The organism is secondary endosymbiont of Ctenarytaina eucalypti, from assembly GCF_000287335.1.
Lineage (GTDB): Bacteria > Pseudomonadota > Gammaproteobacteria > Enterobacterales > Enterobacteriaceae.
The window spans coordinates 642,142-659,565 of record NC_018419.1 but is presented as its reverse complement, the minus strand read 5'-3'; the positions used below and the strand labels follow the sequence as shown (position 1 = coordinate 659,565).

Here is a 17,424-nt window from a genome sequence, read left to right as displayed (position 1 = left end):
AATCTGGCCGATTTGTGATCGTATGAGATGCAGTGATCAGGACGCTAATAATGCCAGGCTATCTAGCCTTTCGCTTAGGGTGTGCGTGTGATAGGGACTCATTGAGTTTCTTGTTAGATTGATGACACTATTTTACCAAAATGAACAGAATCTTCCTTGGTCGGAACGCTAAACATAATATTGAATCTTCTCATAAAAAACATCCATGCGCGATGAGATCATGCTTCAACACATTGATAGGTCAAGCTTAAAGATTTTGATGAATGCGCATAGCAAGTCCTGCAGCCTGGCTTCTAGAAAAAAGAGTATAGCCTAGCGGTATCTTCCAGTGGATTGCATGACATGTGCAATTATTTTTACGGTGCTATCGAACAGCAGTGCCTTAGATGTGCCGATTCTACCAGATATAATACACCATAGTTACTAAAAAATTTAGAACGCATTAATCGATCATGCTGACTAGAGATGTCACTTTTATAATATTCTACTAAGGCAGAGTAGCAACTTACTTACTACGGTAAAATGTACAACATGAGCCGATTGAATAATCAGCGATGGAATAAAGTTAAGCATTAGCATTTACGACGCAGTCATGACATTAAGGAGAGCGCAGTCATTTTTATCGTACAAGACCTCTAGGTATGCATCAGGGTGTTCTTAGTGAAGATGCGTAGAAGAGAAGTAGGTGAGGTACGCGCGATCGTTACAGTTCTGAATCGAATGCCGCCGTTAAGAAGACTGGATACGATATGCATCGTGCAACACTCGTCCCAACTAGCAATCAGATAGTCAAAAAAATCTATTTTTTAAAAAGTTATGAGTGTGTTGTTGTAAAAACATGGCACGAAATTTTCGTCTACACTTTCATTTAAAAAAACTTTCTAGTCGTGAAAATTGAATTTTCATCATATAATGTACAATAACCTGATTTAGATTACAATTTCCATCTCCTATCAAAAATTTTGTGCCTACATCAATTGTGCTGCTATAAGAGACATTAATCAGCTGATGTTGATTTTTTGGCAACCAGTGATACAATTTCTCTTGACGGTGCACAGGGTTGTTGTAAATTTACAGGCAATCTTTTATTAAAAAAAGCTGGTGAAATATATGACTATTAAGATAGGTATCAACGGTTTTGGCCGTATCGGCCGTATTATTTTTCGTGCTGGGGAGGAACGTAACGACATTCAAATCGTTGCAATCAATGACCTACTAGATGCCAATTATATAGCCTACATGTTGAAGTACGACTCAACACATGGCCGCTTCAAAGGCACCGTCGATGTGAAAGACGGTCATATAGTAGTCAACGGTCACACTATCCGCTGTACCTCTGAGCAAGACCCGGTTAATCTTAAGTGGGGCTCTATAGGAGTAGACGTTGTTGCCGAGGCCACGGGTATCTTTCTGAACAGTGAAGCTGCGCGCAAGCACATCATAGCGGGTGCTAAAAAAGTAGTCCTAACCGGACCTTCCAAAGATAACACGCCAATGTTTGTTATGGGTGTTAATCACAAACTTTACGATGGACAGAAGATCGTTTCTAACGCCTCTTGTACAACGAACTGCTTAGCGCCGTTAGCCAAGGTTATTAATGACAACTTCGGTATTGTCGAAGCCCTCATGACTACCGTACACTCCATGACCTCAACACAGAAAACTGTCGATGCTTTATCTAATAAAGACTGGCGCGGTGGGCGTGGCGCATCGCAGAATATCATACCGTCCTCTACGGGCGCAGCAAAAGCGGTGGGTAAGGTAATTCCCGCGCTAAGTGGTAAATTAACTGGTATGTCTTTTCGCGTCCCTACTCCTAACGTCTCGGTTGTTGACTTGACTGCACGGCTGAAAAAACCTGCTTCGTATGCAACGATCTGCGCTACATTTAAAGAAGCAGCTGAAGGCGAGATGAAAGGCATAATGGGTTATACTGATGAGGATGTTGTTTCGACCGATTTTAACGGCGAGACGCTCATCTCCGTATTCGATGCCAAAGCGAGTATCGTGCTAAATGATACATTTATCAAGTTAGTTGCCTGGTATGATAACGAAACGGGATATTCTAATAAAGTGCTAGATCTGATAGCTTATATCGCTCATGAATCAGCCTAGGGACTAGATGAAGCAAGGGCGGTAGTAATTTTCATGGTTTCTTTTTTTCGATAGCGGTTATTTAGAAAAATCAGCGTTTCTGACGCGTTGATTTCTACGAAGAGCTATTCTTATGCTCATTATACGGAAGTATGCTGACATTAGAAACCTCGCTGCAGCAGGATCAGCGTATGCATTATTTTTGCAACAAAACATTTTGATACCACACTTTCTGTTGAACATACCATCTGCCTATATATCTTTGTTGTATTTTTTTAAGTATCTTCCCTCAAGGCCGGCAGGGCACGTGCATTAAAGAGGTTTTGTTGATCAAAATGCACTAGGTCGTAGTCTACAAAAGAGCAGGTCGCTCCAGAGGCTGAAGGTTTTCCCTCACGCCATATCCGAAATAAACTATTAGGATGTGAAATTAGCATCATAGGATTCAGCTTATAGTATTACTGTAAGTAATATCTAATAAAAATCGAGAGAATTCAAAAATAGCTAGGCCCCTTCACCTAGGGTCAGGGCTTATTTTTTCACTAAGGCGATATATTTCCGGGAAATCGTGGCGATCTCATAGGGTTGTAGATGAAAATATGAAATCACGGGCGGCTTTCTATAAATTTTCCGCATAGTGTTTGCCAGAGAAGTAGCACACAAATCCGCTAATCCCGACGAAAGTTCGCCAACCAGAATTTCCTCTGGACCGAAGGGACAGCGGGTGCTGACCACCGGTGTGTTACAGATCAGTGCCTCTACTAGCACATTACCAAAACCTTCGCTATCGGAACTCAAGATTAGCATACGGGCGTGACGGATGTAGGGATAAGGGTTGGTAGTAAATGTCTTGAAAAGCACTCGATCAGTAATGTCTAGTGCTTTAGCTAAGGCTTTAAGTGTGTGCAGCATAAACTTGCTGCCTTTCCCAAGAATTACTAAAGGTGCCTGAAGACCGCTTATTGCGTAGGCTTCCAGCAATCGATCCTGGCGTTTATTGGGCTCAAAGCGACCAACGTGAATAAGGTAATTCTGACCAGCTAAGTCACAAGTAGCTTCTGCCAGTTGCCGGATAGCCGCTACATCGAAGGGATTGTAAATCACCTTGGCTTGGCTTGGCTTCACTTTGAAGTTCCGACGCATATCGTTTAAAACGCCATGTGAAACGGCGATAATATTACGCTTTTGGTAAAGAGCAGCAATTTTATGCCGTTTTAGCCAGTAAAAAAAACCTTTTCGTTGGCTTAAATAACCTAAAGAAAATATCGTATGGAGGCAAAGCCAGATGCGCTCCGGCTGCAAAGCGCGGCTACGTACCACGATACGGTCGGTTTTATGTAGATGGGAAACAACAAGATCAAACTCGCCATCGCGCTGTTGCGACGCAAGCACTGCCTGATCCAAAGCTCGAGCTCGACGCGATAGCTCTGTCAATTTTCGCCAGGGACTGCAGGCGAAATCAGCGATAATCTGGTATTCAATGACTTCTGGTAGCGTGTAGTCGCATGCGGTTTGTAGCGAAAAAATTGACACCCGATGCCCCTGGGCAACTAACCCTTCTGCTAGTGTTACTACCGATTTCTCTGCACCGCCGCCGGGTAACCCATCTATTATCATTAATACACGCATTGTAAGTGCCGTTGTAAATAGTCTATGTGTCTAGTGACCGGATGCTGAGGCGAAAGATATAAATTTTTTTTAGTGCGTCATCACAATGCAGCAATGTATTGTGCTATTTGACGGCTTATTTAGCATATCATAAACAATTTTCTATGCGCTATGAAAGACAGCTGCATAGTATAAATTTCTCCGATTGCAGCCTAGGTTGAGTATGCATGTCCTTGTTGATATCATTACTGTAAACACAGCAGAAAGTTTTTTTGAAAATAAATATTTATTTTTAATATTGCAGTACGGTAATGGATGCATGTGTCATAAAATGACTATTTTTGAAAATACTAAAAATTTTAACGAGTTACATGCTAGTGCTGCTATTTTGACGTGATGTAGACGATATGCGGTATTTATAATACCGTCACTCGGTGAAGTTAATTTTTTTTGGTATGATGACTGCCGAAAACATGCTAATTATTAACCGAATCACAAGGGTTGGCTAACATGCCCTAGTAAAGAAATAATTAGATTAATTTTCTCCCTTAATAAAAATGATTAAAAATAACGTATATAATAAGCATTATCAGCCTACACAACCAAGACGTTCTCATGCTAGAGTGCGGTATTAAATAAAACATTAAAAATTTGGTTAACTATTTCTTCAGTTGAAGATCTACTTTTCTACAACTAATCCTTATGGAGAATTAAATTTTCCAATTACACCATAATTATTAACAACATAGTTTTCGAGCATCAGGGTGCTCTAGAGGCATAACTAGATGCTTCCGTTATTGCTATATGAATAGAAACAATTTCTCTTAGACGCTCTCGCCGACTACTGCCGATCTACGCAGACAAGCCCCATCACTATAGTGCTGATGATCAAATAGGTATTTGTTCTGTTACGGTGAATGTGACATGACTCTGTTGACGCGAACTGTAACTTATGAAGCTTCTTCTCAGAAGCCCGGGTAATTTTTTCAGAAAGAGCTCTAACACATTGAAGATAAAGATAAAATATTAATATGCAGGAGCATGACCTCTTTTTTGCTTGATAAAAGCAGCCTCGGGTTTTTATTTAATGAAGCAGAACAAAACGTCATGCAGTAATTTTGTATACGGATGTAGAGTATCGTTAAATCTAAAATTTAGCAGTAGATTTCAGGGTGTCATATTACATTAACTATGAAGATGTACCGTATAGCAGTGGTGCTAATACATGCGCTCTATTCTACTGGGATTTAATAAATAAGTCCCATCGGACAGCCCGCTGATGCTATACGTGACTTTAACAATAAAGTGTGTCTACCATGCTATAATAAATACCTACCATAAGACATGACGTGATCATTAACGCTCACGGGCCGATAACATCTATGTTCCGGTTAAAAAACTTCTTCGGAGCTCTCGGAGTCGATGCGACAGCGGTCTGGAAGTAGTTAAGAAGATGATTAATAGACTTCAATAGATGCAGTCTATTAGGAATCTTGACATACGTTCGCGGCGCATCACAACGCTTTTCTATTGAAAAATACATCATACATATACTGCATTCAATAACATAGCGCTTATATAAGAGGACTTAGCCATACAGCGATTTATTTTTAAAAAATCAGCAATCATTCATGATTAGATCATGATATGAGACACAATTGCCAATTACGATCATCAACGCCGCAGTCACACCCTAAAAATTTAACAGAAGATAGAATAGTATTTTCTAGATAAAGGTTAAGGCGCGCAATATGATGAACTGATTAGTTTGAGGGCGAAGAGAGAGAGGCTTATGGGCTTATAAGTGCTCGTAGAGCCTGCTGCTTGTCTCGGGTGTGCGTTTTTTCGATCTTTAGTCTTATGAGTTGAGGACCCAGATCTCAATCCTTTTCCGGAGCCGATATCATAACGTGTTTTTTTTAATACGGTTGCTATATGTGTAAAAGGATCAGAAAGAAAAAAGATCTACAGCGTTTTAATTTTCTAAATAAAAGTATTGTACTCGATTAAATTTTTTCGATTTTAATCAGTTTATGGATTTTATTTAGGCACATTGTGTGTAACGTTTCGAGATACTCGAAGACCAAGGATTTAAATATTTATATGGGATTTACGTATGCCTGATACTTTTTCTTTTTCGGATCAAATTCTGGACGTTCGAGGACTTCGGTGCCCTGAACCGCTTATGATGCTACGTAAAGCTGTTCGCCATATGGAAAACGGGCGTACTTTGTTGATTATCGTCGATGATCCAGCTACTAGCCGTGATATTCCTAGCTTTTGTCGCTTTATGAAACATGTATTGTTAGGGCAGACGATAGACAAGCTACCGCATCTCTATTTATTACGAAAAAAGTAATGATGATGTGCAGAATTAGCCTGCATGAAAATCTGGCATAGACGAAATGAGGGCCCTATGATGCCAATCAGAATAGTTGAGTAATTTACTTTTTTTAAAAATGTTAAATGAAGAGTGTGTATAGTGGCTTGTCTTATGAGCATCGAGCAACTCATGCGCTGCATATCGTTTATTAATCATAAAAAACATTATGTGTTTTAACCTCTGGTTGGATTCACAGATTCAGCCGTAGCGTTATCGAAATCAGCTATGATTTGTGCAGTATTTACGGCCTTCTAACAGAGAAGAAAAAGAATAACTAAAACCGCGGAGTGTAGTAGAGTTAGCTGAAGCATACACCGCTAGCAGGGCGTAAAATAAAGATTACTATCATCGCGCTCTGTTAAGCCATCAGATACATCTGCTTATCTCGCTCTCATGGTGATTGTCTGATTTAACATCATAAGAATAATTAAACGGTTGGCAACAGCATGTTTACGCGGTCGTAATACTATTAAGCACGATACAGTAACTTCCCGGGCTGTAAAATGATTATTTTTTAGTTCAACATAATACTAAGTGGTCATCTGAGTCTGCTTCAGCATGATGCAGCAGACATCCTTCCTCAGGCACCGTCAATAATTAAAGTGCTAAGCCCTATAACGCTATAGGGACAGCAAACACTATTTATATCGCAGAGAAATTATATATACTACTGACATCGTCACAAACTCTTTTTTTCAAAAACAGTTCTTACATAATAGTCTATATTTCTTGACAGCACGCTGTCAGACTCTTGACGTTCTTCTAACAAAGACTGTAAAGAGGGTGAGATCAATATTCACATCAGTTCTGTCACGGCGTATTGAAGTTTTTTAATATATACGCTCTTTGAGCACTGACTGAGCAACAGCTCATCTGATCTCTTTAGGGGGAGATGTATCAGTTGGAAACCGTCATCAAAGAAGCTCTGTAGACCCCCTCTAAAAAAATAAACATCTGTTGCATTATCAGCACTATTTTAATGACTTGACATGAGAAGAGAATCCGGGGATACCCAGGCATGCTAAGAGATACTTCATCTCTCTATAGCAGAGGGCATCGCTAACTTTCTCGTTGATACTTCTACTGTCCAGGTGACATGCTTATTGATGGCGGTCTTATAAGTAGTCTAGTGAGTGAGTTGACACTTTCCCGCGCTATAAAGTCGCAATAATTACCTAAATGTTGATCGTTTCAACGCAGTCAGCGTCAAAAGTCATTTTCTCAGAGAGGGCAGTTATTGATTCCTTTTAGGGCAATGAGTTTGTTAGTATAAAATCGTAAAATCTAGATCATGTCGATAGGATAAGCAATGATGATCAGGCGAGATTGGCTTTTACAGCAACTAGGAATTACGCAATGGACGCTCCGGCGTCCAGAGTTACTGCAAAGGGGTGTTGCTCTGACCTTACCCGGTCATGTCCGTTTATTGATAATAGCTGAAACACCACCGCCTCTTGATCATCCCCTGGTGATCGATGTGGCACGCAGCATGGCTCTGATTCCAGAACAGCTCTATTGGCTCACGCCCCTGCAGGCGAGGTATTTGTCGGACAGTGTCCGTTATTATTTCTGGTGGCTAGGTCTTGAGGCCGAGCTTGATTTCGATGGAATCTCTTTCCATACACCACCCCTATCGGTGCTTTCAGCAGATGCTGTCGCAAAGCGCGAGCTATGGAGTCGGATCAGCAATTATGAATACCATCGTACCGCTATTACCTGATGACATGAGCGAAGCTTGGAATATTGAACAGCTTAGCCACGAACTTCCCTGGAGTGAAAAGACCTTTTCCGAAAATCAGGGAAGAAACTATTTAAATTTTAAACGGTGCGTAGGAGATCGCATCGTAGCGTTCGCGATCACACAGACTGTACTAGATGAGGCGTCTCTTTTTAATATTGCAGTTCATCCTCATTACCAGCGATTGGGACATGGAAGCGCGCTGCTCGATCATTTGATCACCGAACTGACACAGCGGAAAGTCTTGACACTATGGCTGGAAGTACGTGAGTCTAATGCAACTGCTCTCGCCCTGTATCACAGTCGGGGGTTTAATGAAGTCTCGATCCGCCACCATTACTACCCATTAACAGAGGGCCGCATGAACGCTTTGATTATAGCGTTACCGCTGGGGTGACGTTCGGCTGGATGGGTGACGCTCCATCACCCACTCTCAGTATGTAGAATGTACAACCCGAAAAGCTCACTGAGATAGCATCCTGTAGCGCGCGGGCCGCGCGCTTATCGAGCAAGCGACCATGAAGAACGATCTCTACATTGACAAAATTGCAACACGACTTACTTTTGCGATGATCTCACACCCTGATGCCGGTAAAACAACAATCACTGAAAAAGTGCTTCTTTTCGGAAATGTGCTTAAAAACGCTGGTACTATTAAGGGACGAGGTTCTAAACAGCACGCCACGTCTGACTGGATGGCAATAGAAAAGCAGCGTGGTATTTCTATTACCACATCCGTCATGCAATTCCCTTACCGTCAAGCGCTAGTCAATCTACTGGATACGCCGGGTCATGAAGATTTCTCTGAAGATACCTATCGCACTCTAACTGCGGTGGACTGTTGTTTGATGGTGATTGATGCGGCCAAAGGAGTTGAAGAGCGGACCCGTAACCTAATGGCAGTCACCCGTCAGAGAGATACACCCATCTTGACCTTTATGAATAAATTGGATCGAGATATACGCGATCCAATGGAACTGATTGATCAAGTGGAAGCTGAGCTGCGTATTGCTTGCGCACCGATTACGTGGCCTATCGGTTGTGGAAAACTATTCAAGGGCCTTTATCATCTTCTCAAAAATGAGACCTACTTGTATCAGAGCGGTCAAGGTCATTCTATCCAGAAAATACGGGTTATAAAAGATCTAAATAACCACGAGCTGAATCGAGCGCTGAGCGATGATCTAGCCTTTCAGTTACGTGAAGAACTAAAACTCATTCAGGGAGTCTCGCATCCATTTGACATGCAAGCTTTTTTAGCGGGCAAGTTGACGCCAGTATTTTTTGGTACTGCGCTAGGTAACTTTGGCGTTGATCATATGTTAGATGGTTTAGTGGCTTGGGGTCCACCCCCCATGCCTCGTCAGACTGACGTTCGGCTAGTGCACGCTGGAGAGGAAAACTTTACCGGATTTGTGTTCAAGATCCAGGCAAATATGGATCCACGGCACCGGGACCGAGTGGCGTTTTTACGCATTGTATCCGGCCGTTATGAGAAAAGCATGAAATTATACCAGGCGCGTACCGGTAAAGCTTTTATCGCTGATGCGCTAACTTTTATGGCAGGCGACCGCTCCCGTATTGAAGAAGCATACGCCGGTGATATTATTGGCTTACATAACCACGGTACAATTCAGATTGGTGATACTTTTACCCAAGGTGAAGAGCTGAAATTTACCGGTATTCCTAATTTTGCTCCAGAATTATTCCGTCGTATCCGTCTGCGTGATCCGCTGAAGCAAAAGTCATTGCTTAAAGGGCTAGTGCAACTCTCAGAAGAAGGGGCAGTGCAGGTCTTTCGACCGTTGGCCAATAACGATCTTATCGTTGGAGCTGTTGGCGTGCTGCAGTTTGAAGTGGTTGTGGCTCGATTGAAAAGTGAATATAACGTTGACGCTTTGTATGAGCCAGCAAACGTTTTCGCCGCCTGCTGGGTGACATGCGTAGATGCTAAAAAGCTAGCAGCGTTCAAGCGAAAAAATGAACTCAATTTAGCGCTCGACGGAGGTAAGCATCTCTCATATATCGCACCTAGCGTAGTTAATTTGAAGCGGACCCGTGAACGCTATCCAGACATTCAGTTCCATAAAACGCGTGAACATTAAGCAAGATTTACCGTGAGTATTTACGAAATGATCGGATAAATTTATTAAAAAAATTAGAGTGTATAACAAGGTGACAAATAGAAAAACAATTGTTTAGGAGATGAAAATGGCCTGTTAGACGTTCATTACAGCATGATCCGGTGGTTGTAGAACTTCAAGAATGTCGATCACCTCACCTATCTGTGTATTATAGTCACTTCGACTCAAATAATCAGCAGAAGCATGTTGAACTGAACCCCCGAGTTGCAGCTGCAGAGCAAGTATACAAGGCAACCTATACTATCCTGTTTCCTAGATATTATTATTGCTTTTCAGAGGCCTCCTCGATGCCTAAACAAGCGGCTATATCGCGGGGCCACGCTAATATTGCGTATCCCGCTACGGCTGCCATAAGGAGTGTTTATGTTCGTTGCTCACATGATGTTTTAATAAAAATCTTTTCTAATTATTTACGTTAGTTTATTAAATATTGGTTTAATAAACCATAGCCTATGACACACATGATTAGCATGCTTACGCTTAATCCGTTTTCTAACAAGGATGAAGGCGTGAGTAATTCCTATATGAACGAAGGAAAGATCTTTTAGAGGATCTGATGTGATTATTTTTTTGCTTAAATAGCATTCTCAATACCGAGATAATGATTAAATAGGCCTTTATCGTGTCGCTAAGGATTTTATAGTTTTGCGTTAATTACCTGTATCGAATAAATATACTATAAAATTACTGTTTATTGTACCTATTGCTCACAAAGCAGTATAACTGCTGAAAAGGTTTAGAGGTATTTAATAACATAAGCCGATTAAACACTCATGTAAGTATCGGTTGGTAGCGATTATGATGCGTATGTTATCATGATGATGTGTTATGAAGGGAAATACACCTGGTAATAGGGCTCTTAAGCCCCGCTTAGTGTGATGAAAATCATCGTGAGATCGAGCTGTATTATCTACACTACAATCAACAAAGTGAATCGCTCATGTTTTCTATAATTTATTGTGAAAATTTCAGACAATCATAAATAAAAATCGCCTTCAAATCCTGAAATCAATATTAGCAAATCTGAGTCAAAAATAGGAAAGAGCATTGCATTTAGAACGACTGATTTTTGCTAGCTGCTGCAATAATAGAAGCGCATGAGTTCTAAAATAGAATGTCTTTGACGATCTAAAAAGATATATTATAAGTATGCAATATGCGATTAGCTAGCCACAACGAAGAAGGCGAAGGCTCATCATATTCGATGAGCGCTTCCTAAGAGCCTGTTCCCGTTTGGATAGTTTTGTGGCTTTCGGCGGGGCGATAGTAAAAGAGCAAATCATGCTTAGTGCTAATTGATTGTTTTTATGCTATCTTTATCTGCGTTATCTTCACCCTCTTCACCCTCTTCACCCTCTTCGAGCGCTACTTGTTGCGGCTGATTTCTTTCTGGTTGTGATCCCATATAAATTCTTCTTTTCCCAGTTGAGTTTCAAGTTCCGCTAACTTTCTAGGACATGCATTGATAAAGACCATCAGGTCCCAGCACAGCGCCTTCACGCCGTCGCGATTAACAGAGGAAATCAAATAAGATGGCGTTACCCAATCTAGAGCTGCTGCGATATCCCGAGCTCGTTTTTCCGCTTCTTTGGCCTCAAGTAGATCTATTTTGTTGAATACAAGCCAGAGTGGTTTGTTAGCTAGCTTTTCGCTGTAGCGTTTTAGCTCGATCTCGATAATACGAGCGTTTTTAACCGGATCTGACTTATCTATTGGACATAGATCAATAAGATGCAGCAAGACTCGGCAGCGCTCTAGATGCTTAAGAAAACGGATACCTAATCCAGCGCCCTCAGACGCGCCCTGGATTAGTCCAGGAAGATCCGCTACCACAAAGCTATGTGCATGATCTATTCGCACTACGCCGAGGCTGGGCACTAGAGTCGTAAAGGGATAATTCGCGACCTTTGGCTTAGCCGCAGATACTACACGAACAAATGTCGATTTGCCAGCATTAGGCAGTCCGAGCATACCGACGTCTGCTAACAGCATCAGTTCGAGGCGGATCTCTCGGATTTCGCCTTTGGTGCCGTCAGTTTTCTGGAGGGGTGTTCGGTTAACTGAGGATTTGAACCGTGTATTGCCTAGACCGTGAAAACCTCCCTTAGCCACCATTATCTGCTGCTTATAGTGGGTCATATCGCCCATGATTTGGTTGGTGCATCGATCCAGTATGCGAGTTCCTAAGGGTACTTTAATAACGATGTCTTTTCCACGCTTACCAGTACAAACCCGGGGCTGGCCGTTTTTCCCGCTCTCGGCGTGAAATTTTTTCTCAAAACGGTAATCGATGAGGGTATTGAGATTTTCATCCGCTAGAAGCCATACGTCACCGCCGTCGCCGCCATCTCCGCCATCTGGCCCGCCTCGGGGGATGTATTTTTCTCTTCGAAAACTGACGCAGCCGTCACCTCCGTCGCCTGCCGCTACTACAATATCGGCTTCATCAACAAACTTCATGATAACTCTCCATTACTTGTTTTCAGGGATGTTGAAGTATCAAGCCCAGGAGCTCTTCTGTATAGCTTTCGTTACGAGCAGCGACTGACGGTAAATATTACGCTTACACTAGTACAGCTGCTATAGCCTATCAAGTCGGCTGGTGCGGATGCTTTTGCTGGAGGCGAGAGCGCCCGCGCGAAGAATTTAGAATCATCAGGGAAAAAGAAGTGCCTTAGAGGAATTATAAAGCTCATGTGCACTAGTTGCTAGCGGGGCATGCCTTTCGCTAGAGGACTCTATTCCCTTGAAAATAGGACACGGATACATTAGGAAGGTAAAATGCTCTAAAGGTTTTGTTAAACCCCTGAGCTGATGTTATGCATTGCGCCGAAAGATAACGTTTTCCCTCCCCATACTTTATTTATTTCATTGCCATGTTGCAGTCCAAAATTTGGAATAGGCTTGCAGCGAGAAGGTGGGTAATAATTTTGTGCACTTTACATGTTGTATACAGTAACGGATCATATTTTAACGTGATTGCGTAAGTAGCTGAATAATTTGCATGCGCTTTTCGTGATGAGCGTCTTCAGAAGAATTATGCCATCGGTGCTATTTAGCAGCTCTTCTGCTATGCTTTTGGATTCAAATGTTGTATAGAGGAGGTATGATGAAACATACAACGTTCATTCAAACGGGTATTACCGCGAGTAGTCCTCGGGCAGTGAGGGCAGCAGAAAAGATGTAGAAAACTACTAACTGATTATTAAAAATGAGCACCCGACCCCGGGTGTTTAAAACACTCCTCGTGGTCAAGAGAATATGCTGTATTGCAACGGGAGATACCCGCGAAAGGCAGAAGATGGCGGTACTCAAGGCTAGCGCAACGCCGATGCTCGTCTGCTGAATGTTGTTTATGATAAAACCGCGCATAAAGCAACCAAAAGTTAATCATTCCTGAATGAGAATCTAGGGTGCGCTCGGGCGTCAGAGCGCAACACTTTATTCAGCAACAATACTAATCACTTTACGCTTTTTCTGGCCTTTCACTGCAAACTGAATTTTGCCCGCTTTTAAAGCGAATAGCGTGTGATCTTTACCGCATCCTACATTTTTCCCGGGATGGAACTTAGTTCCACGCTGTCGGACGATGATAACGCCGGCATGGACAGCTTCCCCCCCGAAGCGTTTAACGCCTAGGCGTTTACTTTCTGAGTCGCGACCGTTACGTGTAGAGCCGGCCGCTTTTTTATGTGCCATGAGTAAGCTCTCGTGTTAAGCGCCTATACTGGTAATTTTAGCGTCAGTGAACCACTGACGGTGACCTTGATGTTTTCGGAAGTGTTTTCGGCGCCGAAATTTCACAATCATTATTTTATCACCTCGACCATGGGCTAGAATTTCTGCTGTGATCTTACTGCCATTGACAAAAGGAGTTCCAATTTGAACATTTTCACCATTAGCAATCATTAAAACTTTTTTAAATTCAACCGTTTCACCTGTCGTGACGCCTAGCTTTTCAAGGCGGATGGTTTGACCTTCGCTGACCCGGTGTTGTTTACCGCCACTTTGGAAAACCGCGTACATAAACACTCCACTATCTACGTCTTCAACATTAAACTTTCTTGGGCATGATCTAAATAAAAAAATAATTAATTTTATTATACGCAAAAATATAATTAAAAACAACTATGGAACATATAAAAGAAGTGGAAAAATCTTTTTTTTCATGATAGAGCATCATCCTGTTCTGCTATTTTATTTTATTAGAAAATACTTTTCATTTCGACTGAACTATTTTCATGAGGCTTGAACTCATACTTTAATGTAACAGGGAGCGATTGGTGTACTGACGCCATGATATAAAATATTTTTATATTATAAACTCCATAAAGGCTCAGTGTTGTCATCTTTGCTTCTATTTTATTTTTTTAATTAAAATGAACAGACTCTTTCCGCCATCCAGTTTTTTGTGTGCGGCATTATAATGACGGTATGCGGACAAACTGATAGAATATAATGAATATTAAACAAATTACTGAACTAACCGCGCAAGATATGGCGGAAGTCAATACGGCAATTCACAAGCAGCTAAACTCAGAGGTCGCCCTGATTAATCAGCTCGGCCGCTACATTATCAGCGGGGGTGGCAAGCGCATCCGTCCTATGATCGCCTTGCTGGCGGCACGTGCGCTGCACTATCAGGGAAAGAGGCATGTCACCGTTGCCGCGCTGATTGAATCTATTCATACCGCAACTTTATTGCATGACGACGTCGTAGACGCATCGTACATGCGTCGCGGAAAAGCGACAGCGAATGCGGCATTTGGCAACGCTGCAAGTGTGTTGGTTGGTGATTTCCTATATACTCGTGCTTTTCAAATGATGACTAAGCTAAAATCTCTTCGGGTACTGACGCTGATGTCAGAGGCGGTTAACATGATCGCTGAAGGTGAAGTCCTGCAATTAATGAACTGCAATGATCCGGATATTACTATCGATAGTTATATGCGGGTTATCTATAGCAAAACCGCACGATTGTTCGAGGTTGCTTCGCAATCCTCTGCTATTCTTGCCGGAGCACGCGCCCTCCAGGAAGCTTCACTGCGTGATTACGGGCGTTATCTAGGCACCGCCTTTCAACTTACCGATGATCTACTAGATTACTGCGCAGATAAAACAAAATTGGGCAAGAATACTGGTGATGATCTAAATGAAGGTAAGCCAACGCTACCATTACTGCACGCTATGCATAACGGTACGCCGGAACAGGCGGCGCTGATCCGCCAGGCGATCGAGCAAGGGAATGGGCGCCGCCATATGCAGATGGTGTTGGAAGCGATGTACCACTGCGATTCTCTTGAATACACGCGCTTGTGCGCAAAACAGGAAGTGGAAAAGGCTATCGCCTGTTTATCCTGCCTTTCGCCTTCCCCCTATCGAGATGCGCTAGAGGGACTTGCCTATTTTGCGGTGCAGAGAGATTCTTAACTAATTGATAAAGAAGTAAAAAGATATTTAAGAATAACTTTTTCAAACAAATATATTACATTAGTCGATGTCATGATGTTGCGTTAGTAAACTGATATTTCTTTATCATATCAAATGATACGGTGAGATGCTATGAGCAAACAAGACAGGTGAAGGGGGGGAAGAAGAGCCTACTACAACTGCGTTACGGGCGGATATGATCCTCTGTTATTCAAGAAAGATACTTTTGAATAACAAGCTACGGTGCTATGCAGTCGTTGACCTATGGTTACTCTTTCTTCATAACCTTGGCGACATGTTCCATAAGCTGCCTCCATTTTAAACAATGCTGGAAATCACTGTTTTTTCTCTTTTATGGTGCTCTAGAAGTAATAGTGATGCAGGTTACGCAAGGTAGGCAAGATCTCTAGATCGCTTTAAGTGATCATTTTATCTTATTTTGATCCTGTATTTTTTGGCGCAAGAAGACTGTTTACATGACCGTGTATGGCCACCTTCCACCAGATATTCAAGATATCTGTATTCTTTCGCCTATTTTTTCATGCTCGGTTTCGGTTATTGCGCCTTGCAAGATCATGCAGCCCTTAATAGGTATCGAGCAGTCTAGCCACTACGAATAGCAGTTCATATTACCAGAATTAAGTTGCCTTAGGTTTTTTAAATACATGAAACTTTCTGAGTAGGTGGCAGATAGTCATGCTATTGTGAGGCTATGTAAAGAATATTTAGTATACCTAATATATTCATGTTGGTAAAGTTGTGAACTAGTTTCTATCGCTGCGCCTACTTACGCATGATTATCAGGAAAGCTACTATGATTACCTACAAGTATAGTGCACCAGAATATAGTTGTTTCATATAGAAAGTGTTGCTAATAGCTAATTAGCTTTTTTCGGGTCTGCTTAGGGCGACTTAGATGCTGATTTATAAAAGAGCACTTGAAGCTTATAGTATAGAGGCTAGTTAAAATATTTGCTATATCCCGGCGCGGAAGATGTTATCGGCCTGATTTACTGTCTTAATAGTACCTCGTCGCGGTGACGTTTATGATCAGCGCCAATAGCCTTCTTTTCCCGGATTTCCCGGTAGGTTTAGCATATTAAATTCTGAAAAGCTTTTTCATCAACAGTCCTGCGATGCTGCGAATTAGCGAAGTGAATTGTATCCCGTCGCACTTGCGATTCTCGTTCATAAAAACCTAAAAAGATGCACTAGAAATGAGTTAATAGATAATATATACCGTGTATTAACGATTTTATACGCTGCGTGGAATAGAAGAAACTTTAGGGTATTATTGGTTCTACATACCACAATTTCTTTCAACATAAAGTCTCTATAGGTGCAGAAAAAGTTTACAGTGGTGATTCACCAGGTACCGCTAAAAAGGCAGGAAAATATTCAAGTGCTCTTAAAGCATGAATAGGTACATCAGGGAGAGTTTCATAGACAGCGGAACGTCTCTTAGAAGGCGCAGGTAATGATCTGTCTATGTTATAGAGGGTTGTTACCACGAGAGTAAAAATAAAATAGTTTCATTGTTCACTCGATGAGAGAAGTAACGCCCTTGTTAACTCGATTTTTTACATCTATGTATAGTGTTTCGACTAACATTCTTATACTAAAATTTTTACTTTATGCGAAAAATATGGTTAATAATTAACTATTAGCATAAAAGCGATCCCTCTAACATTCTCTATGTATGTCATAGCTAGCATTTGGCTGTAATTTTTTTAGCAAAGGGGTTTTAGAATAGCCCGGCGCATCGTGTTGGGAAAAGCAGCGCAGAGCTAATCTACATGCAGCAGTGGGTAGTGCTACTAAGAATTTTTCTTGAATCACATCAAGTCATGCCGTTCTATTGTTAATGTTTAGTAAAACATTATTTTCGTTTTAGATGTATCTTTTCTCATACAGCCGCCTCCATGATGTTATATTGTAGGGAGGAGGTAGTGCACTAAACAATCAGTATGCAATCACTGCATTCAATAACGCGAATGAAAGATGAAAGTATCTATAACTGATTGATT

Annotated in this window: 10 protein-coding genes; 6 read left to right on the top strand and 4 right to left on the bottom strand. The window is 41.6% G+C overall.

Features of this window, described 5'->3' with window-relative positions; translation table 11 throughout:
- Positions 1-1,110 precede the first annotated feature (1,110 nt).
- The gene (gene gap / locus A359_RS01860) at positions 1,111-2,115 is read left to right on the top strand and encodes a type I glyceraldehyde-3-phosphate dehydrogenase (protein ID WP_014888145.1); all 1,005 of its coding nucleotides are present in this window, start codon (positions 1,111-1,113) and stop codon (positions 2,113-2,115) included.
- A gap of 510 nt (positions 2,116-2,625) precedes the next feature.
- Here the strand turns inward: gap and A359_RS01855 are convergent.
- On the bottom strand, positions 2,626-3,723 hold the full coding sequence (locus A359_RS01855; RefSeq protein WP_014888144.1) for a glycosyltransferase: 1,098 nt from the start codon (positions 3,721-3,723) through the stop codon (positions 2,626-2,628).
- 2,095 nt (positions 3,724-5,818) lie between these two features.
- On the opposite strand from A359_RS01855, the gene tusA reads away from it, so the two are divergent.
- The 4 genes from tusA to prfC all read left to right on the top strand — a co-directional run bounded on the left by tusA (position 5,819) and on the right by prfC (position 9,928).
- Complete coding sequence (gene tusA, locus A359_RS01850) at positions 5,819-6,061, top strand: sulfurtransferase TusA (RefSeq protein WP_014888142.1); 243 nt, start codon at positions 5,819-5,821, stop codon at positions 6,059-6,061.
- Between the two features lie 1,333 nt (positions 6,062-7,394).
- Positions 7,395-7,805: a DNA polymerase III subunit psi gene (locus tag A359_RS01845; RefSeq protein WP_044104500.1), complete on the top strand. Its 411-nt coding sequence runs from the start codon at positions 7,395-7,397 to the stop codon at positions 7,803-7,805.
- Positions 7,777-8,220, top strand: a complete 444-nt coding sequence (gene rimI / locus A359_RS01840) for a ribosomal protein S18-alanine N-acetyltransferase (RefSeq protein WP_014888139.1) — start codon at positions 7,777-7,779, stop codon at positions 8,218-8,220. The genes A359_RS01845 and rimI overlap by 29 nt, the downstream gene beginning before the upstream one ends.
- Before the next feature lie 121 nt (positions 8,221-8,341).
- Positions 8,342-9,928, top strand: a complete 1,587-nt coding sequence (gene prfC, locus A359_RS01835) for a peptide chain release factor 3 (protein ID WP_014888138.1) — start codon at positions 8,342-8,344, stop codon at positions 9,926-9,928.
- A gap of 1,404 nt (positions 9,929-11,332) precedes the next feature.
- Here the strand turns inward: prfC and cgtA are convergent.
- The 3 genes from cgtA to rplU all read right to left on the bottom strand — a co-directional run bounded on the left by cgtA (position 11,333) and on the right by rplU (position 13,993).
- Positions 11,333-12,427 (bottom strand): Obg family GTPase CgtA, encoded by a 1,095-nt coding sequence (gene cgtA / locus A359_RS01830; protein WP_014888137.1) that lies wholly within the window; start codon positions 12,425-12,427, stop codon positions 11,333-11,335.
- A gap of 981 nt (positions 12,428-13,408) precedes the next feature.
- Positions 13,409-13,666: a 50S ribosomal protein L27 gene (gene rpmA, locus A359_RS01820; protein WP_014888135.1), complete on the bottom strand. Its 258-nt coding sequence runs from the start codon at positions 13,664-13,666 to the stop codon at positions 13,409-13,411.
- 15 nt (positions 13,667-13,681) lie between these two features.
- Complete coding sequence (gene rplU, locus A359_RS01815) at positions 13,682-13,993, bottom strand: 50S ribosomal protein L21 (RefSeq protein WP_014888134.1); 312 nt, start codon at positions 13,991-13,993, stop codon at positions 13,682-13,684.
- A 432-nt stretch (positions 13,994-14,425) separates the two neighbouring features.
- Here rplU and ispB point away from each other — a divergent pair, with 432 nt between their 5' ends.
- A complete protein-coding gene (gene ispB / locus A359_RS01810) occupies positions 14,426-15,397 on the top strand; it encodes an octaprenyl diphosphate synthase (RefSeq protein WP_014888133.1) in 972 nt (323 codons plus the stop codon).
- The last annotated feature ends 2,027 nt before the right edge of the window (positions 15,398-17,424 follow it).

Coding starts and splice junctions, on each gene's coding strand:
- gap (WP_014888145.1), top strand. CDS start 1,111: ATGACTATTAAGATAGGTATCAACGGTTTTGGCCGTATCGGCCGTATT.
- A359_RS01855 (WP_014888144.1), bottom strand. CDS start 3,723: ATGCGTGTATTAATGATAATAGATGGGTTACCCGGCGGCGGTGCAGAG.
- tusA (WP_014888142.1), top strand. CDS start 5,819: ATGCCTGATACTTTTTCTTTTTCGGATCAAATTCTGGACGTTCGAGGA.
- A359_RS01845 (WP_044104500.1), top strand. CDS start 7,395: ATGATGATCAGGCGAGATTGGCTTTTACAGCAACTAGGAATTACGCAA.
- rimI (WP_014888139.1), top strand. CDS start 7,777: ATGAATACCATCGTACCGCTATTACCTGATGACATGAGCGAAGCTTGG.
- prfC (WP_014888138.1), top strand. CDS start 8,342: ATGAAGAACGATCTCTACATTGACAAAATTGCAACACGACTTACTTTT.
- cgtA (WP_014888137.1), bottom strand. CDS start 12,427: ATGAAGTTTGTTGATGAAGCCGATATTGTAGTAGCGGCAGGCGACGGA.
- rpmA (WP_014888135.1), bottom strand. CDS start 13,666: ATGGCACATAAAAAAGCGGCCGGCTCTACACGTAACGGTCGCGACTCA.
- rplU (WP_014888134.1), bottom strand. CDS start 13,993: ATGTACGCGGTTTTCCAAAGTGGCGGTAAACAACACCGGGTCAGCGAA.
- ispB (WP_014888133.1), top strand. CDS start 14,426: ATGAATATTAAACAAATTACTGAACTAACCGCGCAAGATATGGCGGAA.